Genomic DNA, 26,843 nt, shown 5'->3' with positions numbered 1-26,843 from the left:
TCGCAATGCACGCACCGGTCACATTCGGTATCGTCGCGTTACGCAATCGCAGCAATCAGGACTTCGCGCTGCGGGAGGCCTTGATCGCCTGGTTGCGGGCGCGGATCGCCTTGGCCCGTTCCGGCTTGATTTCCTGCCGGGCGCGGCCGAGCGCCAGCGCGTCGGACGGCACATCCTCGGTAATGACGCTGCCGGAGGCGATGATAGCCCCGTCGCCGACCGAAACGGGGGCCACCAGCGCGCTGTTGGAACCGATGAAGGCCCCCTCCCCGATCCGCGTCACATGCTTGTTGACTCCGTCATAATTGCAGGTGATCGTGCCGGCGCCGATATTGGCATGCGCGCCGATGAAGGCGTCGCCGATATAGGTCAGGTGATTGACCTTGGCTCCTTCGCCGATCTCGGCCTTCTTCACCTCGCAGAAATTGCCGACCTTGGAACCGGTCGCGAGATTGGCGCCGGGACGCAGCCGGGCGAACGGCCCGACGGTGGCGCCGGCCGCCACATGCGCCCCTTCGAGATGGGAGAAGGCATGGATGATCGCGCCGCCCTCGACCGTGACGCCCGGACCGAAGACGACGTTGGGTTCGATCAACGCGTCCTGGCCGATTTCGGTGTCGTGGCTGAGGAAGACGGTCTCCGGGGAGATCATCGACACGCCGGACACCATCAGTTCGTGCCGGCGCCGCTCCTGCCAGAGCCGTTCGAGCACGGCGAGTTCCGCGCGGTTGTTGCAGCCGGTCAGTTGTTCCTCCGGCGCATCGACGGCCACCGTGCGCCCGCCGAGGGCGCGGGCGATCTCCACGATGTCGGTCAGATAATACTCGCCCTTGGCATTGGCATTGCCGATGCGGGTGAGAAGATCCAAGGCCTTGCGGCCGTTGATCGCCATCAGCCCGCTATTGCACCATGTCACCGCCCGTTCGGCTTCGTTTGCGTCCCGTTCTTCGCGGATTGCCACCAGTTCTCCGTCCTTGACCAGAAGGCGGCCGTATCCGGTCGGATTGGCGGTGTGGAAACCGATCACCGCAACGTCGTGTCCCTGTGCCAAAGCCGCGCGTGCAGCCATGAGCGGCTCCGCAGTGATCAACGGCACGTCGCCGTAGGCGACGAGAATGTCGTCATAGCCGCGAGCGATCGCCTCGCGTGCGGCGAGAACCGCATGGCCGGTTCCGAGGCGCTCCGCCTGGAGAAAAGGCGTGACATTGACGCCCCCGACGCTGCCGGCCCTGGCGACCTTGTCCATGTCCCGCCCGACGACGAGGGCAACGTCGCTGATCCCGGAGGAAGCGATGGTCTTCATCACATGGGCGATCATCGGCAGTCCCGCCACGGGGTGCAGCACCTTCGACATGGACGACTTCATGCGGGTGCTTTCGCCTGCGGCGAGGATGACGGCGAGACAGCTGCGGCTCATGGAAACTCCGAGAAAAGGAATCGTGGCTTGGCAATGGGCGGACGACCGTCTCATATCAGCAAGCGTCGAGACGCCCAACAGCAAAAGGCAGCGCGCGGTTGAGGGAGGCTTAACAGACAGGCCGGACTTCTCCGGTGACGCCCGAGGTCGAGCCCCCTTGCTTCGCTCAGCGGGAGTGGGACTGCTGGTCAGCCGTGCTGCGAGGCGAAACTAGCCCGCGCCCGGTCGCGGCCGACGAGGATGACTTTCTCCATCGCCGCGCGCGCTGCTGCAGGATCGCGGTTCTCGATCGCTTCGACGATGGCCAGATGGGTGGTCTTGACGTCCGTCGACCGGCGCAGGTCGACCGGCGTCGATGACAGCTTGAAGGCGCCGACCAGCGCGGCCTTGATCAGGCTGCCGAGGGTTCGCATGAAGGGATTGCCCGATGCGTTGGCGAGCGCCATGTGGAAGCGCAGGTCGGCCATCGCCAGTGTCTCCACCGTATGGTCCGGATTGCCGAGGTCCTCGGCCAGCTGGCGAAGAGTGGCTGTGTCCTGGGCCGACGCCTTCTCCGCTGCCAGTGCTGCGGCGGCAGGTTCAAATGCCAGGCGGATCTCATAGAGGCTCAAGAGGAAATCTTCGCTGACGCCGCATTCGAAATGCCAGGTCAAAACGTCGCCGTCGAACATGTTCCAGAACTGCCGGTCGGTGACACGGGTACCAATGCGCGCCTTGGCGACCACCAGCCCCTTGGCGGCCAGCGTCTTCATCGCTTCGCGCAACACGGTGCGGGACACCTGGAAACGCTGGGCAAGCTCGACATCGCCCGGCAAGATGCTTCCGACCGGAAACTCGCCGCAGATGATCGCCATGCCGATCTCGTCGACAACCTGGCCATGGCTGGTTCTTGAGCCGGTAATCGCCACGGGTCCGAGCAGTCCGTTGTACAAGATGTGTTCCCTTTCAAAGCCTCATCCACTGCCCCTGCGTGACAGGGCGAGAATGCCCTTCTGCAACAGGATGAAGGCAAACAACAGTAGGCCGATGAGGATTTTCGTCCACCAACTGGAAAGGGTCCCGTCGAAGGTTATGTAGGTCTGGATCAATCCCTGGATGAGAATTCCGATGAATGTTCCGGCAATGAAGCCCGATCCACCGGTCAACAGGGTACCGCCAATCACCACGGCCGCGATCGCGTCGAGTTCGACGCCGACGGCTGCAAGCGGGTAGCCAGCCGAAGTGTAGAGCGAGAAGACGATGCCGGCGAGACCGGCCAGAAGGCCGGACAGCGCATAGGTGAGGATGGTGGTGCGTCCGATCGGAACACCCATCAGCCGCGCGGTCTGCGCCCCGCCCCCCAGTGCATAGACATTGGCGCCGAAGCGGGTGCGGTGGGCGATCAGGATGCCGATCAGGAAAACCGCGATCATGATCCCACCGATCAGGGTCAGCCGCCCGCCGCCGGGCAGTTTGTAGAATGTCTTGCGCATAGTCGCATAGAATTCGTGATCGATCGGGATGCTGTCGATCGACAGGACGAAAGCCATGCCGCGCGCAAGGAACATGCCCGCCAGGGTGACGATGAAGGACGGCATTTCCAGATAGTGGATGACGGCCCCCATCAGGGCGCCGAAGAGCGTGGTGACGATCAAGAGCAGGCCGAATGCGACCAGCGGGTGAACGCCGGTCGTCTGCAGCAGAACGGCCAGGAACACTCCGGCAAAGGCGATCACCGCGCCGACGGAGAGATCGATGCCGCCGGACAGGATGACGAAGGTCATGCCAACCGCAGCGATGCCCAGGAAGGCATTGTCGGTCAACAGGTTGCTGATCACCCGCATCGACAGCATGGCGGGAAACTGGATGGTGCAGACGGCATAGGCGACGATGAAGATCACGACAGTCGCAAGAACCGGAAGATAGCGGATGTTGAAGGCCATCGCGTCACTCCCCCGCGCCGGCCGGCGTCCGTCTCACATAGGCGGCGAGCGATTGCACGGCAGGTGACTGGATGACGAGGATGATCACGATGATGGCAGCCTTGATGATGAGGTTGAACTCGGGCGGGAAACCGGAGAGCAGGATGCCGGTGTTGATCGACTGGATGATCAGCGCCCCGAGCAGCGAGCCGGCAATACTGAAACGACCACCGAGCAGCGAATTGCCACCGACCACCACCGCCAGGATAGCATCCAGCTCGAGCCAAAGGCCGGCATTGTTGGCATCGGCACCCTTGATGTCGGCAGCGACAATCAGGCCGGCAATGGCGGCCGACAGGCTGCAGATCAGATAGACGACGAGCAGCAGTACCGGTGTGCCGACGCCGGAGAGGGTTGCGGCACGCCGGTTGATGCCGACCGTTTCGACCAGAAGGCCGAGCGCCGTACCGCGTACAAGCAAGGCGATCATGATTGCAAAGGCGATGAAGATCAGCGCCGGCATCGGCATGAGGAACAGCGACCCGCTGCCGATGAAGATGAAGCCCGGATGGGTGAAGGTCAGGATCGTGCCCTCGGTGATCAACTGGGCGATACCGCGCCCGGCGACCATCAGCACCAGCGTCGCGATGATCGGCTGGATGCCGAGGATCGCGACGAGAACGCCATTCCACAGTCCGCAGGCAAGCCCGACGAGCAGGACGAGGCCGAGCGTTGCCCCCAGCGAATAGCCAGCTGCAACGGCCGCAGCGCCGGCCGCTCCGGTGATGGCAATCACGGCGCCGACGGACAAATCGATCCCCTTGGTCGCGATCACCAGCGTCATGCCGACGGCGAGCAAGGCGACCGGCGCGCCGCGGTTCAAGACATCGATCAGGCTGCCATAGAACCGACCGTTCTGGATCTCGATGTGGAAGAAACCGGGAAAGGCGATGACATTGAGGGCAAGGATGACGGCAAGTGCAACCAGCTGGGGGGCAAGCCTGACGGCGAGCGGTTTCAGATGGGCGATCATGCGGGATTTCCTTCACTGGCTTGACTGGCGATCGCCTCGACGATGTGGGCAGTCGTCATCGCCTCGCCGCTCAGTTCCGCGACGTGACGCCGGTCACGCAGCACCACGACCCGAGCGCTGTAGGCGAGCAACTCCTCAAGTTCCGAGGAGATGACCAGAAGCGACAGCCCCTCTGCACAAAGCGCCTCGATCAGCTTGATGATTTCCGCGTGCGCCCCGACATCGATGCCACGGGTCGGCTCGTCGAGGATCAGGAATTGCGGATCGGTGGCGAGCCAGCGGGCCAGGATGACCTTCTGCTGATTGCCACCGGAGAGCAGGCGGATCGGTTTCTCCCGATCCGTCGTGCGAATGTCGAGCGCCGCGATGTAGCGGTCCGCAAGCTCGACCTGTTCCCGTGCCGATATCGGGCGCAACCAGCCGCGGCGTGCCTGGAGGGTCAAGGCGATATTCTCGCGAATCGACAGATCGCCGACGATCCCGTCGATCTTGCGGTCTTCCGGGCAGAATCCGAAACCGTGACGGATCGCCTCGCGCGGGCTGCCGATCTTGGCCGGCCTTCCGTCGATCTGGGCCGAGCCACTGTCGGACGGATGAATGCCGAATAGCGTCTCGGCAGTCTCCGTTCGCCCCGAACCGAGCAGCCCGGCCATCCCGACCACTTCGCCGGCCCTGACCTCGAGGTCGAACGGATGGATGCGCCCTCGCCGGCCATATCCGTCGAATCGGAAGCGGATTTCGCCCTCGGAGCGCGCTGCACCGCCATGGGTATTCTCCACCGCCTCGAGTTCCCGGCCCAGCATCATCGAGATCAGCGCCTTGCGGTCCAGCGATGCGATGTCGCGTGTGCCGATGAGACAGCCATTGCGCAGGACTGTCACACGATCGGCGACCTCGTAGACCTGTCCGAGAAAATGGGTGATGAAGACGATGCCGAGGCCCTTCGCCTTCAGTTCGCGCATGATGCGGAAGAGCATGGCCACTTCCTGCGCGTCGAGACTGGCGGTCGGCTCGTCGAGGATCAGCACCTTGCCGGAGAGATCGACCGCACGCGCGATCGCCACCACCTGCTGGATCGCGACGGAGTAGACGGAAAGTTCCTGCCTGACGTCGATGTCGATCCCATAGCCGAGCAGCAGTTCGCGGGCGTCCGCATTCATGCGCCGGCTATCGACCAGCCCGAACCTGCGCGGCTGGCGGCCGAGATAGAGGTTCTCCGCCACAGTGAGGTTCCCGAGCAGGTTGACCTCCTGGTAGACCGTGCCGATGCCGAGCGACTGCGCAGCGCGCGTGTCTCTCGGGTCGATCTCCCGTCCGTCGAGCGTGATTGCACCGGCGTCGCGGCGGTAGGCGCCCGTCAGGCATTTTACCAGCGTCGACTTACCCGCGCCGTTCTCGCCCAAGAGCGCTAGGATCTCCCCCCGCCGCAAGTCAAAATCGACATTGTCGAGTGCGGTTGCCCCAGGGAAATACTTGCAGATCCCGGTTGCCGTCAGAATGGAATTGGAATGCTCGGTCATTTGCGGCCCCAGATCATCGCAACGGTCCCGCCGGAGGCGCCGGGCGCCTGCCGGTGGGAGTGTCGGACCCGACCGCGTTCCGTTCACATGCGAAGGGAGCGTGGCCGGGACATCAAAGCAGCAATCAGTAGCCGAGGCCCTTCTTCTCTTCGTAGACCTTCTGCGGATTGTCAGCCTGGGTGTAAAGCTTCGATTCGGTCTGGATCCACTTCGGCGGCATGGTGCCGTCCTTCTTGTAGGCTTCCAGCGCATCGAAGGCCGGACCCGCCATGTTCGGCGTCAGTTCCACGGTCGCATTGGCTTCACCCGCCGCCATGGCGAGGAAGATGTCCGGCACGGCATCGATCGAGACGACCAGGATGTCGGTGCCCGGCTTCAGGCCCGCCTCCTTGATTGCCTGGATCGCGCCGACCGCCATGTCGTCATTGTGGGCGTAGAGCGCGCAGATGTTCTTGCCGCCGTCCTCGGCCTTGAGGAAGCTCTCCATGACTTCCTTGCCCTTGGTGCGGGTGAAATCGCCGGTCTGGCTGCGGACGATCTTCAGGTTCGCCTTGCCGGCGATGCCTTCCTCAAAACCCTTCTTGCGATCGATGGCCGGCGAGGAACCGGTCGTGCCCTGGAGTTCGACGATGTTGCAGGGCTTGTCGCCGACGGTCTTGGCCAGCCATTCGCCAGCAACCTTGCCCTCGTGCACGAGGTCGGAGGTCACCGCCGTCATGTAGAGTTCCTTGTCGGCATCGACGGTACGGTCGAGCAGGATAACCGGGATCTCGGCTTCCTTGGCCTCTTCGAGCACTTCGTCCCATCCGGTGGCGACGACCGGGGCGACCAGGATGGCGTCAACACCCTGGGCGATGAACGAGCGCAGCGCCTTGATCTGGTTTTCCTGCTTCTGCTGGGCATCGGCGAATTTCAGGTCGATGCCGCGCTTTTCCGCCTGCTGCTTGGTCAGCGTGGTCTCTGCCGCACGCCAGCCGGATTCCGAACCGATCTGCGAAAAGCCGACAACGAGGCCCTCGGCCTGGGCTGTCGCGAACATGCAGCCAGCAAGCACCGTGGCGCTGGCAAGCGCTTTAAAGAACGTCATGATTTCCTCCCTTGGCGTCACCTCCCGTGACAGATGTCATAAATCATACTATATGACTTTTGTAAACGCGCCGTGGTCGAATTTGCCGAAATACCGAAGACAAAAAGGGCGCCCGAGGCGCCCTTTGCAGTTCGTGGTAATGTCCGGCAAGAGCCGATTATTGCGGCAGCTTGTCGTCGACGCCGGCAATGTAGAAGTTCATGCCGAGCAGCGCACCATCCTCGGCCTTCTCGCCGTCCTTCAGCCAGTCCGTACCGTCCTGCTTCTTGATCGGACCGGTAAAGGGATGCAGTTCGCCCGACTTGATCTTGGCTTCCGCTTCCTGTGCCATCGCCTTCACGTCATCCGGCATGTTGGTGTAGGGCGCCATGGTCAGGATGCCGTCCTTCAGACCGTCCCAGATCTGTTCCGACTTCCAGGTGCCGTCGAGCAGGGCCTGGACCCGCTTGATGTAATAGGCGCCCCAGGTATCGACGATGGCGGTCAGCTGCGTCTCCGGGCCGGCCTTGATCATGTCGGACGCCTGGCCGAAAGCCTTGATGCCGCGTTCGGCTGCGACCTGCATCGGCGCGGTGGTGTCGGTGTGTTGGGTCAGGATGTCGACGCCCTGGTCGATCAGCGCCTTGGCGGCATCGGCTTCCTTGCCCGGGTCGAACCAGGTATTGGCCCAGACGACCTTGACCTTGAACTCGGGATTGACCGACTGCGCGCCGTGCATGAAGGCGTTGATGCCCATGACGACTTCCGGGATCGGGAACGAGGCGATGTAGCCGGCCACACCCTTTTCCGACATCTTGGCGGCGATCACGCCCTGGATGTAGCGGCCTTCATAGAAGCGCGAATTGTAGGTGGCCACATTCTCGGCGGCCTTGAAGCCGGTGGCGTGCTCGAACTTCACGTCGGGGAACTTCTGGGCGACCTTGACGGTGGCGTCCATGAAGCCGAACGAGGTGGTAAAGATCAGCTTGCAGTCGGAACGGGCGAGGCGCTCGATGGCACGCTCGGCATCCGGGCCTTCCGGCACGCTTTCGAGGAAGGGCGTCTCGATCTTGTCGCCGAAATGCGCCTGCAACTGCTGGCGGCCGATGTCGTGGGCCTGGGTCCAGCCGCCGTCGGTCGTCGTGCCGACATAGACGAAGCAGACCTTGGTCTTGTCTTCGGCCTGGGCCGAGGCCGCGAAGCTGCCGAGAACGGCAGCGCTCGTGGCGAGTGCGATGAGCATCTTTTTCATGGGGAACCCCTTCTGGTTGTTGACAAAGGCTTTTGAATTTACCGGTCAGGCACGAACGGCTTGCCGAGCGAGGCCGGAGTATTGATCAGCGTGGTGCGCCGATTTTGCGAGATAATCACGAGGACCACAATGGTTGCCGCATAGGGCAGCGCGGAAAGCAGCTGCGAGGGTAAACCGATGCCGAAGGCCTGGGCGTGCAACTGGCCGATCGTGACGGCGCCGAACAGATAGCCACCGGCCAGCAGCCGCCACGGACGCCAGGAGGCGAAGACCACCAGCGCGAGGGCGATCCAGCCGCGCCCCGCCGACATGTTCTCCACCCATTGCGGCGTGTAGACGAGCGACAGTTGGGCGCCGGCGAGCCCGGCACAGGCGCCGCCGAACAGAACGGCGAGATAGCGGGTGCGGATGACATGGATGCCGAGCGTATGGGCCGATCCGTGATTGTCGCCGATTGCCCTGAGCTTCAGGCCGGTGCGGGTGCCAAACAGGAACCAGTTCACCCCCACGACCAGCAGGATCGAGAGATAGAAGATGAGATCCTGCCTGAACAGCAGCGGCCCGACAAACGGGATGTCGGCGAGAAGCGGAATGGCGATCGGCTGCAGCTTGACGCCTGGTACGCCGACAAAGCTCTCACCCAGCATGCCCGAAACGCCGAGACCGAGAATGGTCAGCGCAAGGCCGGTGGCGACCTGGTTGGCGACCAGCGACAGGGTCAGGAAGGCAAAAAGCAGTGAAAACGCTGCCCCGCCGACGATCCCGGCCCCCACCCCGATCAGCGGCGATCCGCTCATTTGTGCGACGGCGAAGGCGCACACCGCGCCGATGATCATCATCCCCTCGACGCCAAGATTGAGCACGCCGGACCGCTCGGTGACGAGTTCGCCCATGGCGGCGATGACGAGCGGCGTGGACGCGGTGATGACGGTCAGCAGTATGGCTTCAATGATCATCGGTTGGCTCCCCCGACAAGGGCCCGGCCTTTGCCCAGCACCAGTTTGACGCGGTAGTGGATCAGCGTGTCGCAGGACAGCACGAAGAACAGCAAAAGTCCCTGGAAAACCCGCGTCACCTTGTCGGAAACGCCGATCGACAACTGCGCGCCCTCGCCGCCCAGATAGGTCAATGCCAGCACCAGACCGGACGCGATGATGCCGAGCGGGTTCAGGCGCCCGAGGAAGGCGACGATGATTGCGGTGAAGCCGTAGCCGGGCGAAATGGACGGCTGCAGGTGGCCGATCGAACCGGACACTTCGGAAATGCCGGCCAAGCCGGCAAGGGCCCCGGAAAACAGCATCGAGAACCATACCATGCCGCGCGAGGAGAAGCCGGCGAACCGCCCTGCCCGTTCCGACTGGCCGAGCACCACGACCTGGAAGCCCTTGAGCATGTAGCGCATCATGAACCACACGCCGATGGCCGCAAGAATGGCAAAGGCAAAGCCGAAATGCGCGCGGCCCGAGCCAAGCATTTCCGGCAGTACGGCCTCGGTGACGAAGGATCGGCTCTGTGGGAAATTGTATCCTGCGGGATCGCGCCAGGCGCCGCGCACCAGCCAGTCGAGGAACAGTTGGGCGATGTAGACCAGCATCAGGCTGGTGAGGATTTCATTGGTGTTGAAGCGGGTCTTGAGCAGCGCCGGGATTGCCGCGTAGAGCGCGCCCCCGACCATGCCCATGATCAGCATCAGCGGCAGAAGCAAGGGCGAATTCCATTCGTAGAACACCACCGGCAGGAACGAGCCGGTGATCGCGCCGATGGTGAACTGTCCCTCGGCACCGATGTTCCAGTTGTTCGAGCGGTAGGCGACCGAAAGCCCGACGCCGATCAGGATCAGCGGTGCCGCCTTGATCGCCAGCTCATGCAGCGACCAGACCTCGAGCAGCGGCTCGATGAAGAAGCTGTAGAGCGCGTCGACCGGATCCTTGCCGAGCAGGGCAAACATGATGCCGCCGAAAAAGACGGTGAGCGCCAGCGCGACGAGCGGCGAAACGACCGCGAAAAAGCCCGACATGGCGGGACGGCGTTCAAGTTCAATGCGCATTCGCCGTCTCCAAGCCATGCATGCCGCCCATGAGGAGACCGATCTTCTCGCGGGTCATCGTCGCAGCCGGATAGATCTCCGACAGCTGTCCCTCCGAAATCGCCGCGATCGCGGTCGCCACCTCGAAGATTTCGTCAAGGTCCTGGCTGATCACCACCACGGCCGAACCGGCGCGGGCCAGGTTGATCAGCGCCTGGCGGATGCGGCTCGCAGCACCCGCATCGACGCCCCAGGTCGGCTGGTTGACGACGAGCACGGCCGGCTGGCGGTCGAGCTCGCGCCCGACGATGAATTTTTGCAGATTGCCGCCCGACAGCGAACCCGCCGCCGGATCGAGGCCGCTCTTGCGCACGTCCATCACCTCGCAGATCCGCTGCGTCGCCATGCGGACAGCATCGTGGCGGATGAGTTTAAGCCAGCCGCCCGAAAGGAATGCCCTGGCATCGGATTGATTGCGGGCCAGCAGGAGATTGTCGGACAAGGCCAAGGCCGAGACAGCACCGTGTCCGTTGCGTTCTTCGGGAACGAAACCGGCCCCGAGCAGGCGCCGGCCGGTTATACCGAGACGCCCGACCGAGCGCCCGCGAATGCGCACCGCATCGTTTTCTTCCGATATGTATTCACCGGAAAGTGCGTCGAACAGTTCGCCCTGCCCGTTGCCGGCCACGCCGGCAATCGCCAGTACCTCGCCGGCCCTCACGCGCAGCGAAAGATCCTTGAGCGGCATGGCAAAGGGCGTGCGCGGCCGAAGGTTCAGATGGCGCACTTCGAGCTGGACGTCGCCGACCGGCGCCTCGTCGTCGCGCAGGACCGTGGCCACCTCGCCACCCACCATCATGCGGGCGAGCGAGGCCGGCGTCTCTCCGCGCGGATCGCAGGTTCCCGTCACCTTGCCCTGGCGAAGCACGGTGGCGCGATCGCAGATGCGCTGCACCTCTTCGAGGCGATGGCTGATGTAGAGAACCGACCGCCCCTCGGCCTTCAACTTGAACAATGTCTCGAACAGCCTGTCCGCTTCCTGCGGGGTGAGAACCGAAGTCGGCTCATCGAGAATGATCAGCTTGGGGTTTTGCAGGAGGGCGCGGACGATCTCGATGCGCTGGCGCTCGCCGACGGACAGGTCGGCGACATGGGCGGCGGGGTCGAGCGGCAGGCCATAGGCTTTGGAGAGCTCGGCGGCCTTGTGCGAGATTTCGTCGATCGACACTTTCTCGTCGAGCGCAAGGGCGATGTTCTCGGCCACGGTCAGCGCCTCGAACAGCGAGAAATGTTGGAAGACCATGCCAATCCCGAGCTTTCGGGCAGCCGCCGGCGAGATGATGTCCTCCTGTTGTCCCTGCCAAAGGACCCGTCCGGAGCTTGGCGCGAGGATGCCGAACAGCATCTTGACCAGCGTCGATTTTCCGGCTCCGTTTTCGCCAAGCAGGGCATGGATCTCGCCATGGCCGATCTCAAGGTCGATCCCCTGACAGGCGGCGAAACTGCCGAACAGTTTTGTCAGCCCCTCGACGGCAAGAAGTGGTTCAGCCTTCGTCATGTCACCCTTCGGCACTGTTCCCTCTCGTGCTCCCAACGCAGCCGCGAAGCCTGCCGATCAAAGCGAGAAGGCGATATTGATACCCGCTTTGCGCCATCCGGCAACCGACCCTTGCGACTTTTTTGCGCTTGCACACAGTTGCGGCATTTACGACTTCGACTTGCCCAGCGATGGGAAGAACTGGAGCACTGCGCCGATGCCGTAGAGGTAGATGCCGGTCGCGACAAAGGCGAGGCTGACCCAATCGGGAATGTCGAAATGCTTGAGCAGCGCATAGCCGCCCAGTGCGCACCAGAGGAAGAATACGGCGAGATTGACTGGTCGAAGCCGCTGGACCCGCACTGGATGAAGGAAATGGATCGGCAGGAAGGTCAGGATGACCGAGGCGACCACGACGATCAGCGCCGTGGTGGCATCCGCGTCGATGACGAAAAGGGTGAACACCACCATATTCCACACGACCGGAAAGCCGGAGAAGAAATACTCATCCGTCTTCATGCCCATGTCGGCGTAATAAATGGCGCTCGACACCACGATCATGCCGGCGGCGACGAAGGACCAGGGTTCGCCGATCATGCCGCTCTGATACAGCGCGAAGGCCGGCAAAAGGACATAGGTGACGTAGTCGATGATATTGTCGAGCGTGTCGCCCGACCAGTTGGGCAGCACTTCCTTGACCCTGACCTTGCGCGCGATTGGGCCGTCGATCCCATCGACCAGAAGCGCCAGCCCGAGCCACCAGAACATGTCGACGAATCGCCGCTCGGCGGCCGCGACTACCCCGAGGAATGCAAGGAACGAACCGGAAGCTGTCAGGATATGAACGGAGAAGGCACGGATTTCCGCGTAAGGCACGCGCCGATAATTGAAGATCTTCATCTGCGGTTTTGCCCCGTTCTTCACCCTCCGATTTCGTATCGACCGAAACCACATTTTTTGCAACCGCGATGCTCGAAGATGAACAAAAATGACCCCGGCGCTGGGAAAGGAATGCGAGCGGCTGCGCCAATTGGACTTATGGATTTTTGCCGTCCCGCACTCTAGATAGGACGAAACAGCAGAGGTCCGTGACATGAGAGATTTCGATATCGCCGTGGTCGGCGGAGGTCTTGCCGGCTCCATCGCCGCGATCGCCCTTGCGCGCGGTGGCCGCCGTGTGGCCCTCGTCGCGCCCAGCCCACTCGTCGACGACAAACGCACGACCGCGCTGATGGACCAGTCGATCCGCATGATGGAGCGGCTCGGCCTGTGGGACGCCGTGCGCCCGGCGGCGGCGGCCCTCTCCACCATGCAGATCATCGACGGCACGAACCGGCTGCTGAGGGCCCCGGTTGTCGCCTTCCGCAGCGCCGAGATCGGCCTCGACGCATTCGGCTACAACATGCCCAACCGCGCGCTGCTTAAAGTTCTGGCCGAGGCGGTTGCCGCCGAGCCCAACATCACGCGCTTTACAGCCGCTGCGCAGCACATCGTCCTTGGCCCGGACAAGGTCATGATCACGCTGGACGGGGGCGAGAACCTGGAGGCCGGTTTCGTCGTCGGCGCGGACGGCCGCAAGTCGCTGGTCCGGGAAAGCGCCGGCGTCGGCGTCAAGACCTGGTCTTATCCCCAGACCGCCGTCGTCCTCAACTTCGCCCACGGCGTTCCCCATCGCAACACCTCGACCGAGTTCCACGGCGAAAGCGGCCCGTTCACCCAGGTGCCACTGCCCGGCCAGCGCTCCAGCCTGGTCTGGGTCGTTGATCCGAAAGAGGCCGACCGGCTGCTTTCGCTTACGAAAGAAGACCTGTCGATGGCGGTCGAGTCCCGCATGCAGTCGATGCTCGGCAAGGTCACTGTTGAGGAGGGCGTCCAGGCCTGGCCGCTTTCCGGCATGACCGCCAACCGCTATGGCAAGGGCCGCGCCGCCTTCATTGGCGAGGCCGGCCATGCCTTCCCGCCGATCGGCGCGCAAGGCCTCAATCTCAGCCTGCGCGACATTACAGCGCTCGAGGATATCCTGTGCGATCGCACCGGCCGGCCGATCGCCGCCGATGCCGGGGATCGCTTCGACGCCAAGCGCCGCGTCGACGTGATCAGCCGCACGGCAAGCGTCGACCTGCTCAATCGCTCGCTCCTGTCGAGCCTCCTGCCGGTGCAGATGCTGCGGGCAGCGGGCCTGCAGGTGCTTTCCAGCGTCGCGCCGCTCCGTCATCTGCTGATGCAGGAAGGGGTCGCTCCCGGCCGGGCGCTCAGTTCCTTCCCGGATTTCCTAAGGGAAAAGATCCGGCGGTAGAATGCCGTTGGTGATGGCGTAAAGAAGCGCGGAAACCGACAGCACCGACAGCACCGTGGTGATCAGGATGGTGGCAGAGGCGCGCTCCTGCCAGACGCCGTATTGCTGTCCGATCACGAAGACATTGGTCGCCGTCGGCAGCGAGGCCAGCAGCACGGCGGTGAAGATCCACAACGGATCGAAATTGCCGACAAGTCCGAGCACGACATAGACCAGCAGCGGATGCAGCAACAGCTTGATCGGCACGATATAGCCGATTTCGGCCGGTATGCGCTTCAGCGGACGAAGCGCCAGCGTCACGCCCATGGCAAACAGCGCGCAGGGGGCAGCCGCCTGGGCGAGATAGTCGATCAGTCGTTGCAGCGCGAGGGGCGGCTCGAACTGGAACCCCGCCGCCAGGAAGCCGATCGCTGTGGCGATGATGAACGGGTGGTAGGCGATCTTCTTTGCCACGTCCAGCGCCACCCGGCTGCGCGGCCGCTCATCGCCGCCGGCAAAGGCCATCAGCGCCGGTGCAGCAATGAAGTGGGCGGCATTCTCGAAGCAGAAGATCAGCGCGACCGGCACCGCGGCGGCTTCCCCAAAGGCCAGGAGCGCAAGACCCGGCCCCATATAGCCGATATTGCCATAGGCGCCGGCGAGCGCCTGGATCGTGCAGTCGGCGATCGTATTGCCCCGCACGAGACGGCCGATCAGGAAGACGAGAAGAAAGATCGCATAGGTGGCGGCCAGCGACGCGACGATGAAGTCGATCCGGGTCAGTTCCTCGATCGGCGTACGCGACACCAGCTTGAAGAACAGCGACGGCAGGGCGATGTAGATGACGAAGAAGTTGAGCCATCCGAGCGCCTCGGCCGGCTGCCGCGTCACTCGGCCGGAAACATAGCCGATCAGGATCAGGCCGAAGAACGGCAGCACCAGCGCGATAATGTCACCCAAGCCGCCACTCCCCGGTTCGGCGGGCCGTTCGCATACGACCCAATCCTCTCGGCCTTAGCCGATTTGCGACAGGATTGGAAAGGTCTGCTGGAACCAAATCGCCATGTCGGCGACGAATCCGAAGATAAAGGCAAGGCCGGTCAGCACGAGCAAGCCGCCCATAATCTTCTCGACCAGGCCGAGATGCTTGCGAAAGCGGGTGAGGAACCGCATGAAGGCGCCGGAAAAGGCAGCGGCGATCCAGAACGGCACCGCCAGACCCAGCGAATAGACCGCCAGCAGCATGGCGCCCTCGCCGACCGTATCGCGCGCTGCGGCCACTCCGAGGATCGCGCCGAGCACCGGACCGATGCAGGGCGTCCAGCCGAAGGCGAAGGCCAGGCCCATGACATAGGCGCCGGACAGCGTCGCCGGCTTGCCGCCGCCGGAGATGCGCATCTCGCGCGACAAAAGCCCGATGCGGAAGACGCCGAGGAAGTTCAGCCCCATGATGATGATGATCACGCCGCCGATCTTGGAAAGCAGGTCGAGATGCTGGCGCAGCATCGTGCCGATGGTCGAGGCGCCGGCCCCGAGCGCCACGAAGACGGTGGCAAAGCCGAGCGTGAAGGCGAGCGCCGAGAACATCACCGCGCGGCGGGCCTGCCGGTCCTGCGCAGCCACGCCGCCACCGCGAAACTGGTCGACGGATATCCCGGCCATGTAGCAGAGATAGGGCGGCACAAGCGGAAGAACGCAGGGCGAGAGGAAGGAGAGCGCTCCGGCAAACAGCGCGCTGAGCAGCGAAATCTCGGCAATCGACACGTGGGCAACTCCATCTGCAGCCTTGTGCCGCCTTCCTAGCGCCCTCCTCCCGTGCTTGCCAATCACCTTTCTGTTCGCTGCGACAATTGCGACGGCACTTCCGGTCCCCGGTGAAAATTTCGGTTGACCGGCAAAGGGCACCTGCCTATGTAACGCACACTTCCGCCGGAGCTTGAATGCCCGGTCCTGGGAGAGCGTAGCTCAGCCGGTAGAGCAACTGACTTTTAATCAGTAGGTCCAGGGTTCGAATCCCTGCGCTCTCACCATTCCCTCACAATTGCGATTCCAATGGCAATAGCCCGGTGAAGGTGGCGACGAACTTTCGCCAGATGCTGGCGCCCGGTTCGTTATATTCCGGGGCGGCGCCCGGCTCGCCCGTCCAGGTCAGCGTGTCATTCTCGAGTGTCAGGTGATAGCTGTGGTTCGGCGCGATGTGGGTGGCGAACTCCCGGCGCACCTCGGCGGTCAACTCGGCATCATCGAACAGCACGCCCATTTCCGTGTTGAGGGCGATCGACCGCGGGTCGAAATTGAACGAGCCGATGAAGCCTGTCCGCTGATCGACGGTGAAGGCCTTGGTATGGAGGCTGGCATTACTCGATCCGAACAGTGAAATACGTCCCGGCGCACTCTCCGCCCGCAGTTCGAACAGATCCACGCCATCGGTCAGCAGGGTCTCCCTATAGGGCGCATAGGCGCCGTGGACGGCGGCGACATCGGTGGCGGCGAGCGAGTTGGTGAGCACGGTGACCTTCGCCCCGCGTTCGACCAGGGTGCGCAGCGTCAAGACGCCTTCATCGCCCGGAATGAAATAGGGCGACGTGATTTCGAGGGTCCGGGTGGCCGAGGTGATGACCGGATTGATCGCCTGGTCGAGCCAACTCTGCTGACCCACGTCGAGCACCTTTTCCGGCGGGTCCGATACGACCTGCACCTCCGCAGTCCAGTGGTATCGCGGTTCTGCCGCGCGTTCCGCCGCCGCGTTTGCCGCCTCTTCCAGATGGGAGAGATAGCGTTGCGCCGCCTCGCTGGCGGATAGCCCCTCCAACCGCGCTCGAAGCTTGGAAAGGCTCCGCTGCTCCGGGTCGGACAGGCTGCGGATCGGCAGTGCCAGCGGGCTGTTCCAGAAGCGGTCGAAGATCGCCGAGGTCTCTCCCACGGCCGGCCCGACCATGGAAACGTCGAGATCGCGGAAGTTGGCGGTGTCCGAGGCGCCGAAATAGGCGTCACCGATATTGCGTCCGCCGACGATCGCCACGCGGCCGTCGGCGATGAAGGCCTTGTTGTGCATACGGCGCGTCACGGTCACGGCCCTGAGGATCATTTCGATGCCGCGCCCCAGTGCGCTGTCGCGGCTCATGGCCGGGTTGAACAACCTCACTTCGATGTTCGGGTGGCTGTCGTAAGCGGCATAAATGTCATCTCCATCACCCCGCGAGTTGATGTCGTCGAGCAGAAGCCGCACCCGCACCCCGCGGTCGGCGGCGGCCAGTATCTCCCGGCCGAGCAGCGAACCGGTCAGATCGTCCCGCCAGTAATAATATTGCAGATCGAGGCTGCGGCCGGCGGCGCGTGCGGCATGCGCCCGCACAGCAAACGCGTCGATATTGTCGGAGACGAGCCTAAGGCCGCTCATGTCCGGATGTCTGGCGGTCTGCGCCGCGACAACGCGGTCGAGTGCCGTTCCGTTTTCCGCCACGGCCAAAGCCTCGGACGGCGCGCCCCTCGCCTGCGCGGCAAAGCGTCCGTAGACATAGACGGTGAGCCAGGACGCGAGGGCAAACAGGACCAGGCCGATCAGGATTATTTTCGCGACGCGCAAGCTCGACCTCCGGCTCCCCACCACAGCGCAGCAACAACGCACAACTTAAGTGAAGGGTCCGACGCCCGCCAGAAATAAAGCGACCGCGGTCAGCGGATCCCCCTGAGGGCCGCCGAAGGCGTCGCGCGGGTCACCCGCCATGCGGGATAAAGGGCGGCAAGCGGGCCGACCAGGAGAACCCAGAACATCGCCTCCATGATGATGCCAAGAGTGAGATAAGGCTCGAGCAGGCCGGCCGAGACGCGCAGCCAGGACACGAGGTGCATCGCGGCGGTCCCGAGAGCGACGCCGATCACACTGCCGATCAGGCACATCAAGAGCCCCTCGACCACCACGAGCAGTCGAATGCGGCCCGGTGTCCAGCCGATCGCGGCAAGAATGCCGAATTCCTGCACCCTTTCCGAAACCGACATCAACAAGGTATTGGCGACCAGGATGGACGAGGCGAGGATCATCACCAGCGACACGGCCGATGTGATGGCGTCCACCGTCTTGACGAAGTCCATGTTCTCGGCGAATTCGGCGCTGTCGCTGACCTCGATCGTCGGTGAGACCTTGGCGAGCGCCGCCTTGACGTTCGCCGCCTTCTGCGGATCGACGGGACGCGCCAGGCGGATTTGCACCAGGGAAACGCTGGCCGGGCGGCCGAGAAGTTCCTGCAGACCGGACAGGCGGGCGACCGCGACATTCTGGTTGAAGACCGAATCCGGCACCGAAATGCCGGTGATGCGGAAGGGTTCGTACTGGATCAGGATCTCGTCGCCGACCGTCTTGCCGAGCGCCTCGGCAACCGTGCGGCCAAGCACGACCTCGCGGTCGCCTGCAGGCGCCTTCCCCTGCTCCAGCATCAGTGAACGCCACAAGAAACTACCATCCGGCCAGCCCGTGACGAAGATGTTTGCCTCGTCGTCGACCGCGGCGATCGACAGCACGATGCCGGCCGCCTCGTCGACACCGGCGACCGCATCGAGCCTGGCCACAAGCTCTTCGGAAATCGAACTGCTGACCAGGCTGTAGGTACCCCTCTGGCTGACGACGTAATCCCCACCGACATCGCCTACCCCTTGAGAATAGCTGTCCTGCAGGCCGCGCGTCAGCCCGGTCAGCGCGATGAAACTGCCGACCGCCACCGCGATCCCGAGTACGGTCAGTGTCGAGCGCAGTTTCTGTGACATGAGGTTGCGGGCCGGCAAGCTGAGCAGGTTCATGGGATCGCCTCTTATACGGTCTGCCGGCGCTGGTCGGAGACGATCCGGCCGTCGACCAGTTCGACGCGCCGGTCGCAGCGTTCGGCGATCGCCCGGTCATGGGTAACGATTACGACGGTGATCGCACCATCACGCTGGAGACCCTCGAGCAAACCGATGATATCGGCGCTCGACCGGCTATCGAGACTGCCGGTCGGCTCGTCGGCGACGATCAGTTCCGGGCTGTTCGCGAGTGCCCGAGCGATTGCCACTCTTTGGCGCTCCCCGCCGGAGAGCTGCATCGGGTGCTGCCGGCCCCGCGCGCCAAGCCCCAGACGTTCGAGCAGCTCCGCCACCCGGTCCCGTCGTGCATGCGCCGAAATTCCCTGCCATAGCATGGCGAGTTCGATGTTCTCGGCCGCCGTCAGTGAGGGGATAAGACAGAAGGACTGGAAGACGAAGCCGATCCGTTCCGCACGGATGCGGGCCCAATCCGCCCTGTCCCGCACGGTCGCGCCATCGAAAACCACGTCGCCGGCGCTGGGCTCCTCAAGCCCGCACAAAAGGTCGAGCAGGGTCGATTTACCAGAGCCGCTGGGGCCGGTTATGGCGATGAAATCACCGCGCGCGACGGAAAAGGACACGTCATTGAGAGCGATGATCCGGCCATTGTCATAGACGCGGTGGCAATGTTGAAGTTCGACCAGATGCGGCATGCTTCAGGTTCTCACTTCCGCCCGTCGAGTTCGGCCCGCAGGCTCCTGGTCAGCGCCGCCAACGAACCGTCGAGTGCCTTCAGGCGCACGGCATAGTCGTCGCGTCGAGCAACCGTCAGCGACGCGCCGTTGCCGACCAGGTCGAAAAGGCAGAACGAGCCGCCGCACGGTCGCATCTTCCAGTCGATCCGGCGAGCGCTGCCGTCACGCCGCATCTGCGACGTCAGAACGACCACGTCCCTGGCGCCGAGGGGCTTGGCTTCGTTGATGCGTAGACGGTCGTCGCCACGAATGCGGCGATCCAGTTCCACCGCCATGACGTCGCGCAGCACGATGAGGAACTTCCGCCGTTCGCTCTCGCTGGCGCTGTCCCAGGCTTTGCCGGCAACCTTACGGGCGATTTCGCCAAGATCGAGATGGCGCTCGAGCAAGGGCGCAAGCCTGGAGGCTGGACCATTCGCGGAAGCCACGACCAGGGCGTGGATCCTTTCGACCGCAGCGATGGCCCCGTTCACATTGGCGGCGGAGGTGGCCGAGCTGGCCATGCCGAGAAGTGTTGCGAACCACACGGCAACGGCAAGTACGGGCCGCCTCAATCCTGCAACGCGCCGAGAATGATGGAAATTCAACCAAGAGTACATGCACGCCCCAGAAAGTATTCCGCAAGATGAACACCGGATGGCACTCCCGTTTGCAGCCGGCGAATCGTCCCCGCAACTATTCATCCACCCGCTTGACATCATATGTACGGTGTACCTAATGCGCAAAGGAAAAGACCCTCGCCGGTGAATTTGGCAGGCTTTGTCTCGTTTGGATGTGACTGGTATCGGTGATGACGATCGACTGGAATGCACCGATCACAGGTGCCTATTGCGAGCGAACCGATCCCGGAATCTGGGGCGAACCGCTGAACGCCACTTCCAGCCTGCTCGTCGTCGTCGTCAGCCTTCTCGCCTTTGTCCATGTGATGCGGACCCGATCCGTCTCCCCCGGTCTCTTTGCACTGATGGCGCTTGCGGTGGCGATCGGCGTCGGCTCCTTTCTCTGGCACACCTTCGCCACACGCTGGGCAGAACTGGCCGACGTCCTGCCGATCTGGGGCTTCGTCGCGCTCTACGGCGCCGCGGTTCTGCGAAAGTCTCTGCGTCCGCGCTTTGCTCTCCCTCTCGCCATTGTCGCTGGCCTGCTGGTCTTTTCCGCCGGAATGGCCTTGTCCTTGCGTGACACCCAGATGGTGGGTGATACGGTCAGCGGCTCGACCCAATATCTGCCGGCGCTCTTCGTCGTTCTGGCCACGGGGCGAGCAGTCTGGAAGGAGAAGCATCCGTCCTTCCGCCTCATCCTGCTGGCGGCCGCGCTCTTCGTCTTGTCCTTCGTGTTCCGCAGCCTCGACCTGCCGCTCTGTTCGGTCTTCCCGACAGGGACCCATTTCCTCTGGCATATCAGCAATTGTCTGGCTTTCGGTGTGCTCCTGACGGCCTTGATCCGTTACCCGCTGGGCGGCGACGGCGTATCGCACAAACGACCCTGAGAAACGTTGCCGCGACGGATTTCGTTGCAATCCCTTACCAAGATTTAACTTCGCTTCCCGCGACGCCTGTGACAAACAATCCATCGACGGAACCTGCCGGCGGGGTGGGCAATTCGGGGCAGCGTTTCGTCGAGACTTGATACGGGTCAATAAGTTTACCGCGAATTCCGGCCATACACTTTTAAATCGAACGCTGAAAAATGGACGCGACATGACGAGCGACACCGCCGCACCGCCCCCCGCCAAGGACAAGGAAACCGATGAACTGACCGCGCTGCTGGGGAGTTCGCAAAAGCGCGGCAAGCGTTCGCGCTGGCTTTGGCGTCTGCTGGCGGCCGGCGTGCTGATCGGCGCAGGCTATGCCTATTGGTCCTACAGCACCCAGGCGACCGCCTATACCTATTCCACCTCCGCCGCGAAGAGGGGCAATCTCACCGTCGTGGTTACCGCAACGGGATCGGTTGAGCCGACCGTGCAGGTCGATGTTTCGAGCGAACAGTCGGGCACCATCCGTGACGTGCTGGTCGACTACAACAGTGTCGTCAAGCTGGGAGAGGTGGTCGCCAGGCTCGACACCGCCAAGCTCGAGGCGAACGTCAAGAGCGCCGAGGCAAACCTCCTGTCCGCCAAGGCGAGCGTCGCCAAGGCGGATGCCGACATGAAATCGGCCAAGGCAACCTTTGACCGGCTGAAATCCCTGGTCAGCAGCCGCGTCTCGACCCAACAGGAGATGGATGCCGCCGGCTACACCTACGAGGCAGCCGTCGCCACCAAGGCCAGCGCCGAGGCCAATGTCCTCTCCGCCGAAGCCGAGCTTGAGCAGGCCCGCCTCAACCTGTCCAAGGCGACGATCATTTCACCGATCGACGGCATTGTCCTATCGCGCGACGTCGATCCAGGCGCTACGGTCGCAGCCTCGCTCGAGGCGCCGACCTTGTTCACCATTGCCGGCGACCTCAGGGAAATGGAATTGCAGGTCGATATCGATGAAGCCGATGTCGGCCAGGTGGCCGTCGGACAGAAGGCCACCTTCACCGTCGACGCTTTTTCGGAGAAGCGCTTTCCGGCCGAAATCACCTCGGTGCGCTATGCCTCCGAAACCGTCAACGACGTCGTCACCTATATGGGCATCCTCAAGGTCGAAAACGACCAGTTGCTGCTGCGCCCCGGCATGACCGCCACTGCCGACATCGTCGTGCAGTCGATCGAGGATTCTCTTCTCATTCCCAATGCCGCCCTGCGCTATGCACCGCCGGAGACCCTGACGAAGAGCAGTTCGGGCGGCGGGAGCGGCATGTTCAGCCTGTTCCGGCCGCCTCGCATGGGATCGATCAGCGCACCTGAGCCGGAAGGTAGCGAGCGCACCGTCTGGCTGATGAAAAACAACGTGCCGACCGCCGTCAACGTCGAGATCGGTGCCAGCGACGGACAGAGCACCGTCGTCACCAAGGGTGACATCGCCGAAGGCGATCTGCTGATCACCGACGCCACGGAAAAGAACGGCTGAGGGGCGACAGATGGCCAGCCCTCCCCTCATCGAATTCCAGCAGGTCTCGAAGGTCTACGGTCGCGGAGAGGCGACGATCAAGGCGCTCGACCGCGTGGACCTCGTGATCGAGAAGAACGAATTCGTCGCGATCATGGGTCCGTCCGGCTCGGGAAAATCCACGGCGATGAACATTCTCGGCTGCCTCGACGTCCCAAGCTCCGGAGAGTATCTGTTCCACGGCATACGCACATCCACCCTCGACCGCAGGCAGCATACGATGCTGCGTCGCCACATGCTGGGCTTCGTGTTCCAGGGCTTCAACCTGCTGGCCCGCACTTCGGCGCTGGAAAACGTCGAACTGCCGCTCGTCTATCGCGGCATGGAGGCCGGCGAGCGTCGCCGCCTGGCCAACAGAGCCTTGTCCCAGGTCGGCCTCACCGGCCGCGAACATCACACGACCCAGGAATTGTCGGGCGGCCAGCAGCAGCGTGTCGCGATCGCCCGGGCGATCGTCACCAGTCCCAAGGTCCTGCTGGCCGACGAGCCCACCGGTAATCTTGATACCAAAACCAGCAAGGAAATCATGGAACTGATTACCGGGCTCAACGAGGAGCACGGCATCACGGTGATCATGGTCACCCACGAGGACGACATCGCGGCTTACGCCAAACGGAATCTGCGCTTCCTCGACGGTCGCCTGAATTCCGACAGCCATAACGGAAAGGGCAAAGCCGATGTTCTTTGAAACCGTAAAACTCGCGCTTCGGGCCATCAGCCGCAACATGCTGCGTTCGTTCCTCACCGTGCTCGGTGTCGTGATCGGGGTCGCCGCCGTCATCGCCATGGTGACGATCGGCAATGGCACGACCGCCCAGGTAACGGCGGAGATTTCCAAGCTGGGAACGAACCTGCTCTTCGTGCGGCCCGGCCAGTTCGGCCCGGGCAGAGCCAGCACGGATGCCAAGAAGTTCACCGAACGCGACGTTCAGGCTGTCGTCGACCAGATCGCCGGTCTTCGCGCCGTGGCCGGCGTCAACCAGTCGAGCCAGACAGTGGTCTACGGCGGCGAGAACCACCAGACCACGGTGACGGGCACGACCGGCGACTACTTCATCGCCCAGGACTGGACGCTTGCGAGCGGCCGAACCTTCCTGGTTTCCGAAGAGCGCGGCGGCCAGGCGGTCTGCGTCATCGGCGAGACCGTGCGCAAGGAACTGTTCGGCTCGACGCCGGCGCTCCAGCAGAATATCCGCGTCGGCGGCTTCTCCTGCGAAGTGATCGGCACGCTGGTCAAGAAGGGTCAGAGCGGCATGGGCACCGACCAGGACGACATCGTCGTCATGCCGCTCAAGGTGTTCCAGCGGCGCATCGGCGGCTCAAGCGAGGTGTCGAGCATGGTCCTTTCGGCCGAGGACGGCGTTTCGACGTCGAAAATCCAGGCCAATGTCGAGCGATTGCTGCGTGAACGCCGCAAGATCATTGCCGGGCGCGACGACGACTTCTCCGTCAACGACATGACCCAGATGGCCTCGACCCTGACCGGCACGACGACGCTGATGACCGGCCTGCTCGGCGCGGTCGCCGCCGTCAGCCTCCTGGTGGGCGGCATCGGCATCATGAACATCATGCTGGTCTCGGTGACAGAGCGAACCCGCGAGATCGGTATCCGGCTGGCAATCGGCGCGCTGGAAAAGCAGGTATTGATGCAGTTTCTCGTCGAGGCGGTGACCCTGTCGCTCGCCGGCGGCATCGTCGGGATCCTGCTCGGCCTTGGTCTCGCCTACAGTGCGGTCTCCTACATGAACGTCCCGTTCGTCAGCAGCCCCTCCGTGATTGTGCTCGCCTTCGCCTTCTCCGCCGCGATCGGGATGGTCTTCGGCTATTTTCCGGCGCGCCGCGCCGCCCAGCTCAATCCGATTGAAGCCTTGAGGCACGAATAAGCCTGGCCGCTGTCCGGCGGGCCGGCGGGCCGTCACCTGCGAAGGACCGTCCTCGGCGCGAGGTGCCCCTCCGATACCGCCCTGATATATCACCGCACCTTGTCTTTCCAAATGCGACATGGCACAGTGTGATATATCAGTGGAGGCTTCAATGACCGCGACCCTCGGCTCCCAGAGCCATCTCGCCTACCTCGCCCTGGAACGGCTGATCGTGACGCTGAAGCTGAAACCCGGCGCACTGGTCAACGAGCGGCAGCTGATCGAACTGTCCGGCTTCGGACGGACGCCGGTCCGCGAGGCGATCCAGAAGCTCGAATGGCAGGGCCTCGTGGTGGTGCGTCCCCGCGTCGGGCTGCAGATCGCGGAAATCCAGCCGGACGACCACCAGTCCATCATGGCCGTCCGCCTCAAGCTCGAACCGCTGCTGGCAAGACTTGCGGCGGAGAATGCCGATCCGGAAAAGCGTGCCCACCTGCTCGATTGTGCCCAGGCGATGACCGCCGCGGCGACCACCGGTGATTTCGACGCATTTCTCGCCGCCGACAAGGAGTTCGACGAGATCATTGAACAGGCCTGTCTCAACCGGTTCCTGATTTCGGCCCTCGCGCCGCTACAGTCCCATTCGCGTCGCATGTGGTATGCCGGCGCAACCGTGGCCAAGATGGATCGCTCTGTCTCGCTTCACGTCGCAGTTATCCGCGCGATCCAGCAGGGCAATGGCAAGGAGGCCGAGGCGGCGATGGCGGCTCTGATCGGGTACCTCAGCAAAGCCTGAAAGGTCGCGCAGTTCGCTTGAACGCGAAACGCCCGGAGCAATCCCCGGGCGCACGTCTGATCTCAATCTCGAAGGTTCAGCCGACGAAGGCGCGCTCGATGACGAATTCTGCCGGCTTGTTGTTGGCGCCCTCGGTAAGGCCTGCCTTTTCGAGCAAGGCCTTGGTGTCCTTCAGCATCGCGGTCGAGCCGCAGATCATGCCGCGGTCCACCGCGGGGTCGAGCGGCGGCACGCCGAGATCGGCGTAGAGCTTGCCGCTCTCCATCAGGTCGGTGATGCGCCCCTGGAACGGATAGTCCTCGCGGGTCACGGTTGCGTAGTGTTTCAGCTTGTCGCCGACGAGTTCGGCCAGGAATTCATGGTTCCGGATTTCGTCGACCAGGTCGAAACCGTATTGAAGCTCGGCCACCTCACGGCATGTATGGGTGAGGATGACCTCCTCGAACTTCTCATAGGTTTCCGGATCGCGGATCAGGCTGGCAAACGGCGCGATGCCGGTGCCGGTCGAAAACATGTAGAGGCGCTTGCCCGGAGTGAGGGCATCGAGGACCAGCGTGCCGGTCGGTTTCTTGCGCATCAGCACCTTGTCACCGGGCTTTATCTTCTGCAGGTGCTGGGTCAACGGGCCATCCGGCACCTTGATCGAGAAGAATTCCAGTTCCTCGTCCCAGGACGGGCTGGCGATCGAATAGGCGCGGTAAATCGGCTTTCCCTCGACCATCAGGCCGATCATGGCAAATTCGCCCGAGCGGAAGCGGAAGCCTGCGGGCCGTGTCATGCGGAAGCGAAACAGGCGGTCGGTATAATGGGTCACGCTGAGCACGATCTCGGCGTAGACGCCTTCCGGGACGATCAGTTCCGCATTCTCGGTTTTGACGGGAGCATTCATGCGTCTTTGGTTCCTATGGTCGCCTGTCTGACTTCGCTCGCTGCCCTATACCGCAACTTGGGCGACCGACAAAGTCGGCAATTCGCCGCGTTCGGGCTTTTGTCCCCTCCCCGATGCAACAGAGAGACGGCGCTTTCCTTGACCTCCGTCAAGAAGGGGCTGTTAGATTACAATTTTGCGATGCTCTAGGCACCTGTGCCACCGATCCGACGCCAGCTGAAACCACCCGCCACCGCCGAGGCGACGGCCGTGGGCTGGTAGCGTTGGGCGATCCCCGGCAGGCGGTTCTCGGCCAATCGGACAAGCGCGGTCGGGTTTGATACGGCAAAGCTGGTGAAGCCGGTGCGCAGCATCAGCGGGATCGGGTCGATCAGCACGTCGCCGACGGCCCGGACCTCACCCTGGTAGCCCAGCCGTTGGCGAAGCAGCGTTGCATGGCTGAAACCGCGCCCGTCGTTGAACGCGGGAAAGGCGATCGCCACCAGCGCGATGCGGTCGAGATGGGGTTCGAGCCGTGTCACATCGTCGGCAGGCCCGACGATTACGCCGAAGCCGCTCTCGTTGCTGTGCTCGGCAAGTTCAAGGAAAGCGTCCAATCCGATGATGGGGCGCGCGCCCTCGCCAGCTTTTACCTCGTCCGTTTCGATCACCCAGGGGTCATTGTCGACGAAACCGCCCGCGTTCCAGATCTTGGTCATCTTGT

The 26,843-nt window shown here is 63.2% G+C and carries 25 protein-coding genes and 1 tRNA gene; 7 read left to right on the top strand and 19 right to left on the bottom strand.

Features of this window, described 5'->3' with window-relative positions:
- Nucleotides 1–55 precede the first annotated feature (55 nt).
- From glmU to pcsA, 11 genes are all read right to left on the bottom strand, one after another.
- Entirely contained in the window at nucleotides 56–1,417 is a 1,362-nt protein-coding gene (gene glmU / locus RHIZ70P_RS05795; protein WP_115669428.1) for a bifunctional UDP-N-acetylglucosamine diphosphorylase/glucosamine-1-phosphate N-acetyltransferase GlmU, read from the bottom strand.
- A 188-nt stretch (nucleotides 1,418–1,605) separates the two neighbouring features.
- Nucleotides 1,606–2,349: a FadR/GntR family transcriptional regulator gene (locus RHIZ70P_RS05790; RefSeq protein WP_115669427.1), complete on the bottom strand. Its 744-nt coding sequence runs from the start codon at nucleotides 2,347–2,349 to the stop codon at nucleotides 1,606–1,608.
- 21 nt (nucleotides 2,350–2,370) lie between these two features.
- Entirely contained in the window at nucleotides 2,371–3,339 is a 969-nt protein-coding gene (gene yjfF, locus RHIZ70P_RS05785; RefSeq protein ID WP_115669426.1) for a galactofuranose ABC transporter, permease protein YjfF, read from the bottom strand.
- Nucleotides 3,340–3,343: 4 nt separating this feature from the next.
- Nucleotides 3,344–4,351, bottom strand: a complete 1,008-nt coding sequence (locus RHIZ70P_RS05780) for an ABC transporter permease (protein WP_115669425.1) — start codon at nucleotides 4,349–4,351, stop codon at nucleotides 3,344–3,346.
- A complete protein-coding gene (gene ytfR, locus RHIZ70P_RS05775; RefSeq protein WP_115669424.1) occupies nucleotides 4,348–5,871 on the bottom strand; it encodes a galactofuranose ABC transporter, ATP-binding protein YtfR in 1,524 nt (507 codons plus the stop codon). Before ytfR ends, RHIZ70P_RS05780 begins: the two co-directional genes overlap by 4 nt.
- 124 nt (nucleotides 5,872–5,995) lie before the next feature.
- Nucleotides 5,996–6,958: a galactofuranose ABC transporter, galactofuranose-binding protein YtfQ gene (gene ytfQ / locus RHIZ70P_RS05770; protein WP_115669423.1), complete on the bottom strand. Its 963-nt coding sequence runs from the start codon at nucleotides 6,956–6,958 to the stop codon at nucleotides 5,996–5,998.
- 157 nt (nucleotides 6,959–7,115) lie between these two features.
- Complete coding sequence (locus tag RHIZ70P_RS05765) at nucleotides 7,116–8,189, bottom strand: BMP family ABC transporter substrate-binding protein (RefSeq protein ID WP_115669422.1); 1,074 nt, start codon at nucleotides 8,187–8,189, stop codon at nucleotides 7,116–7,118.
- 38 nt (nucleotides 8,190–8,227) lie between these two features.
- Nucleotides 8,228–9,145 (bottom strand): ABC transporter permease, encoded by a 918-nt coding sequence (locus RHIZ70P_RS05760; protein WP_115669421.1) that lies wholly within the window; start codon nucleotides 9,143–9,145, stop codon nucleotides 8,228–8,230.
- Nucleotides 9,142–10,236: an ABC transporter permease gene (locus tag RHIZ70P_RS05755; protein ID WP_115669420.1), complete on the bottom strand. Its 1,095-nt coding sequence runs from the start codon at nucleotides 10,234–10,236 to the stop codon at nucleotides 9,142–9,144. The genes RHIZ70P_RS05760 and RHIZ70P_RS05755 overlap by 4 nt, the downstream gene beginning before the upstream one ends.
- Nucleotides 10,226–11,773, bottom strand: coding sequence for an ABC transporter ATP-binding protein (locus tag RHIZ70P_RS05750; RefSeq protein ID WP_235842153.1), 1,548 nt, complete (start codon nucleotides 11,771–11,773; stop codon nucleotides 10,226–10,228). The genes RHIZ70P_RS05755 and RHIZ70P_RS05750 overlap by 11 nt, the downstream gene beginning before the upstream one ends.
- A gap of 147 nt (nucleotides 11,774–11,920) precedes the next feature.
- A complete protein-coding gene (gene pcsA / locus RHIZ70P_RS05745) occupies nucleotides 11,921–12,652 on the bottom strand; it encodes a phosphatidylcholine synthase (RefSeq protein ID WP_115669418.1) in 732 nt (243 codons plus the stop codon).
- A 193-nt stretch (nucleotides 12,653–12,845) separates the two neighbouring features.
- On the opposite strand from pcsA, the gene RHIZ70P_RS05740 reads away from it, so the two are divergent.
- On the top strand, nucleotides 12,846–14,048 hold the full coding sequence (locus RHIZ70P_RS05740; RefSeq protein WP_115669417.1) for a UbiH/UbiF family hydroxylase: 1,203 nt from the start codon (nucleotides 12,846–12,848) through the stop codon (nucleotides 14,046–14,048).
- On the opposite strand, the gene RHIZ70P_RS05735 is transcribed toward RHIZ70P_RS05740, so the two are convergent.
- Nucleotides 14,025–14,987, bottom strand: a complete 963-nt coding sequence (locus tag RHIZ70P_RS05735; protein ID WP_115669416.1) for an AEC family transporter — start codon at nucleotides 14,985–14,987, stop codon at nucleotides 14,025–14,027. The two genes, RHIZ70P_RS05740 and RHIZ70P_RS05735, sit on opposite strands and share 24 nt — an antisense overlap.
- Before the next feature lie 54 nt (nucleotides 14,988–15,041).
- Nucleotides 15,042–15,791, bottom strand: coding sequence for a cytochrome c biogenesis CcdA family protein (locus RHIZ70P_RS05730; RefSeq protein WP_115669415.1), 750 nt, complete (start codon nucleotides 15,789–15,791; stop codon nucleotides 15,042–15,044).
- Nucleotides 15,792–15,981: 190 nt separating this feature from the next.
- Here RHIZ70P_RS05730 and RHIZ70P_RS05725 point away from each other — a divergent pair.
- Nucleotides 15,982–16,057: transfer RNA gene (locus RHIZ70P_RS05725), tRNA-Lys, on the top strand.
- A gap of 5 nt (nucleotides 16,058–16,062) precedes the next feature.
- On the opposite strand, the gene RHIZ70P_RS05720 is transcribed toward RHIZ70P_RS05725, so the two are convergent.
- The 4 genes from RHIZ70P_RS05720 to RHIZ70P_RS05705 all read right to left on the bottom strand — a co-directional run bounded on the left by RHIZ70P_RS05720 (nucleotide 16,063) and on the right by RHIZ70P_RS05705 (nucleotide 20,112).
- Nucleotides 16,063–17,613, bottom strand: coding sequence for a phospholipase D family protein (locus RHIZ70P_RS05720; RefSeq protein WP_115669414.1), 1,551 nt, complete (start codon nucleotides 17,611–17,613; stop codon nucleotides 16,063–16,065).
- A gap of 89 nt (nucleotides 17,614–17,702) precedes the next feature.
- Nucleotides 17,703–18,821 (bottom strand): ABC transporter permease, encoded by a 1,119-nt coding sequence (locus tag RHIZ70P_RS05715; protein WP_115669413.1) that lies wholly within the window; start codon nucleotides 18,819–18,821, stop codon nucleotides 17,703–17,705.
- Nucleotides 18,822–18,832: 11 nt separating this feature from the next.
- Nucleotides 18,833–19,516 carry an ABC transporter ATP-binding protein gene (locus RHIZ70P_RS05710; protein WP_210209732.1) on the bottom strand — a complete coding sequence of 228 codons (684 nt, stop codon included), beginning with the start codon at nucleotides 19,514–19,516 and terminating at the stop codon, nucleotides 18,833–18,835.
- Nucleotides 19,517–19,527: 11 nt separating this feature from the next.
- Entirely contained in the window at nucleotides 19,528–20,112 is a 585-nt protein-coding gene (locus RHIZ70P_RS05705) for an ABC transporter substrate-binding protein (RefSeq protein ID WP_181903948.1), read from the bottom strand.
- Nucleotides 20,113–20,348: 236 nt separating this feature from the next.
- Between RHIZ70P_RS05705 and RHIZ70P_RS05700 the strand changes: the two genes are divergently transcribed.
- From RHIZ70P_RS05700 to RHIZ70P_RS05680, 5 genes are all read left to right on the top strand, one after another.
- Nucleotides 20,349–21,047 carry a ceramidase domain-containing protein gene (locus RHIZ70P_RS05700; RefSeq protein ID WP_115669411.1) on the top strand — a complete coding sequence of 233 codons (699 nt, stop codon included), beginning with the start codon at nucleotides 20,349–20,351 and terminating at the stop codon, nucleotides 21,045–21,047.
- Between the two features lie 211 nt (nucleotides 21,048–21,258).
- Nucleotides 21,259–22,554 carry an efflux RND transporter periplasmic adaptor subunit gene (locus tag RHIZ70P_RS05695; RefSeq protein WP_115669410.1) on the top strand — a complete coding sequence of 432 codons (1,296 nt, stop codon included), beginning with the start codon at nucleotides 21,259–21,261 and terminating at the stop codon, nucleotides 22,552–22,554.
- Between the two features lie 10 nt (nucleotides 22,555–22,564).
- Nucleotides 22,565–23,281 (top strand): ABC transporter ATP-binding protein, encoded by a 717-nt coding sequence (locus tag RHIZ70P_RS05690; RefSeq protein ID WP_115669409.1) that lies wholly within the window; start codon nucleotides 22,565–22,567, stop codon nucleotides 23,279–23,281.
- The gene (locus RHIZ70P_RS05685; RefSeq protein WP_115669408.1) at nucleotides 23,271–24,476 is read left to right on the top strand and encodes an ABC transporter permease; all 1,206 of its coding nucleotides are present in this window, start codon (nucleotides 23,271–23,273) and stop codon (nucleotides 24,474–24,476) included. Before RHIZ70P_RS05690 ends, RHIZ70P_RS05685 begins: the two co-directional genes overlap by 11 nt.
- A gap of 151 nt (nucleotides 24,477–24,627) precedes the next feature.
- The gene (locus tag RHIZ70P_RS05680) at nucleotides 24,628–25,251 is read left to right on the top strand and encodes a GntR family transcriptional regulator (protein WP_115669407.1); all 624 of its coding nucleotides are present in this window, start codon (nucleotides 24,628–24,630) and stop codon (nucleotides 25,249–25,251) included.
- 76 nt (nucleotides 25,252–25,327) lie between these two features.
- Here the strand turns inward: RHIZ70P_RS05680 and RHIZ70P_RS05675 are convergent, their stop codons facing one another.
- Together RHIZ70P_RS05675 and RHIZ70P_RS05670 are read right to left on the bottom strand one after the other, a co-directional pair.
- A complete protein-coding gene (locus RHIZ70P_RS05675) occupies nucleotides 25,328–26,140 on the bottom strand; it encodes a ferredoxin--NADP reductase (RefSeq protein ID WP_115669406.1) in 813 nt (270 codons plus the stop codon).
- 185 nt (nucleotides 26,141–26,325) lie between these two features.
- On the bottom strand, nucleotides 26,326–26,838 hold the full coding sequence (locus RHIZ70P_RS05670; protein WP_115669529.1) for a DUF934 domain-containing protein: 513 nt from the start codon (nucleotides 26,836–26,838) through the stop codon (nucleotides 26,326–26,328).
- Nucleotides 26,839–26,843 lie beyond the last annotated feature (5 nt).

Source organism: Paenirhizobium selenitireducens ATCC BAA-1503 (genome assembly GCF_900492185.1).
GTDB lineage: Bacteria > Pseudomonadota > Alphaproteobacteria > Rhizobiales > Rhizobiaceae > Allorhizobium > Allorhizobium selenitireducens_A.
This window is presented reverse-complemented; position numbering and strand designations above follow the sequence as displayed.